The 2183-nt window shown below is 49.7% G+C and carries 2 protein-coding genes; one reads left to right on the top strand and one right to left on the bottom strand.

Features of this window, described 5'->3' with window-relative positions; genetic code table 11:
- Positions 1 to 216: 216 nt before the first annotated feature.
- Positions 217 to 549 carry a helix-turn-helix transcriptional regulator gene (locus FJ146_19940; protein MBM4254244.1) on the bottom strand — a complete coding sequence of 111 codons (333 nt, stop codon included), beginning with the start codon at positions 547 to 549 and terminating at the stop codon, positions 217 to 219.
- A gap of 605 nt (positions 550 to 1154) precedes the next feature.
- On the opposite strand from FJ146_19940, the gene FJ146_19935 reads away from it, so the two are divergent.
- Positions 1155 to 2183, top strand: a 1029-nt coding sequence (locus FJ146_19935) for a hypothetical protein (GenBank protein MBM4254243.1), incomplete at its 3' end; no start/stop codon positions are given.

Raw genomic sequence — 2183 nt, 5'->3', positions numbered from 1 at the left:
GGGATAATATTCGATGCAATTTACTTATACAAACGGATTTAGCGGCGGTATTCGCTAACGCGAAACCTTAGTGGATCGCCTTGACCGCCCCATAAATAAGGCGGATTGCGGCGATCATTTGTTCAAACGCTGACCTCTCGCGATTACCATCCTGATTGTAATTGAGCGTACCCACTCGTTGCGCTTTTTCACCGAGATGGACTTCGATTGAGCGTTTCATCGCGATGTGAGCCCCTTTTTCGCACGAACACGCTTTGGAATCCTCTCAGCATCCATCAGAAGCCCTTGCTCGTCTTGACTTGGGTCGGCAAAATCGAAAGGCTTCTCTCCAAGTCCCAGGACGAATATAGTGAGTGCATAAGTACCCATAGCAACGGTTGGGTCCCCGCGCTCGACGCGCTGATAGGTTTGCTTCGATACACCTATACGCTCCGTCATCATTGCTATAGTTAGGCGACGCTTTCGCCTCGCCAGGCTGATGTCGCTGCCAAGCTTTGCCAAGGCACGACGAAGGCGCGGCGGCAGAAGATCGTTCGCTGAGGAATGCAAGGTGAACTCCTACTTATATTAAGTATAATATATCATCCCTTAGATGCCTTGGAAATCAATATACCATCCTTAATAGAGAAAGCTCATATTGCCAGTTCAGGTTACTCACTTGATCACGGTCACTTAAATCATTCTCTAAAATACATTGGGGATGATATATCATACTTAAAACTTGAATGTCAGCTGATATTTAACGACCAATTGGTGATTACCGACGCCTCACTCGGACGAAATCCGTTTTTGACCATTTTCGCGTAAGTCACGAAAATCTTCTGATCATGAGAACTTACTCGTGCATAGATAGCAACGGCCGCTGAGCTTGCTGCCACATGCGCCCAGGAGCACATGATACAGCCAAGCCACCGATTTTGTGGCTACTTTAACACCACATCTCGCGAATTTAGTGCAAACATCTGTAATTTATAATTTTTCCCGTGTTTTTCAAACAAGCCGAACAACCATCAAAAAAACGGCATTTAATGACAGCTCCTAACCAACTGAAATTACGAGATTTCAAAAAATCACCTAAAGCTTTTTCCTGGCCATGACGATGCCGTTGCGAGACTGAAAAGAGAGGGGTCCGATCATCCATTAAGGGCGGTCCCATGGGCAAGGTCAGAGACACAACAAAAATTAATGTGCGCAAACGCAGTGCAACGTTTGCGAGTAGTGTTTTGTTAATCGGATCGCTTCTCGGCTTTATCGACAACGCGCTTGCCCAAGGATTGGGTAGTCTACCAATGACTTACTCAGGGAGGCTAACCGAATCTTCTGGTGCGCCAAAAGACGGGCCTGTCGCGATTGAGGCAACATTTTGGACCGCAGAGATTGACGGGACACAACTCGGGCAGTCGTTCGAGTTCGCCAATGTGAGACTGAACCAGGGGGTATTCTCACTTTACTTCCCGTTCGTGTCTACCCAGGTACAGGATATCTTCCGCGATGGCACGGAGCCTGTATTTATCGAAATCTCGTCGAGCGGTAAGACCTATCCGCGGCAGAAATTTAACTACATCCCTCTTGCCATGCGGATCCCTGTTGATAACAAAACCTTGTCCTTTGACACGTCGAGTGGGCACCTTGGTATTAAAAATGCGAAGACAGCCACCAGCGGCAACGTACTAGTCAGCGATGGCACGGGTGGCGTCAAGTGGGACAGCCTTAGCTCAACTAACCTGACAGCCAAAACCCAGGCCGGCGGAGAGCCCGCAGCCGATCAAGTACTGACCTTCAAAAGCGGTAAGTGGGTAGCGGCAAGCTTGCCGCCGGCGGCGGCGTCTGGCAACTACCTAACGGGACTAACCGGCGATATCGTGGCAACGGGCCCGGGCACTGGCACTGCAACTCTGGCAACTGTTGCAACGCCTGGCACGGCGACTAAAGTAACGTTCGATGCGCAGGGTCGAGTGCGATCGGGGACGAGTCTTGTAGCTGCGGACATCACTGCAGCATTAGGTTTTGCTCCGCTAAACAAAGCTGGCGATACGGTGACTGGCGATTTATCTGTGTCACAGTTATCACTCCCAGCGACCACAGCCCCAGCACTGAGTAGTAGCGGACAAGGGCGGATTTATTTCGATCAAGGTACAAACGAATTTAAGGTCTCGCAAAATGGGAGCGCCTACACCAAGCTC

This window comes from Deltaproteobacteria bacterium, from assembly GCA_016874735.1.
Taxonomy (GTDB): Bacteria; Bdellovibrionota_B; Oligoflexia; order Oligoflexales; family CAIYRB01; genus CAIYRB01.
This window is presented reverse-complemented; position numbering and strand designations above follow the sequence as displayed.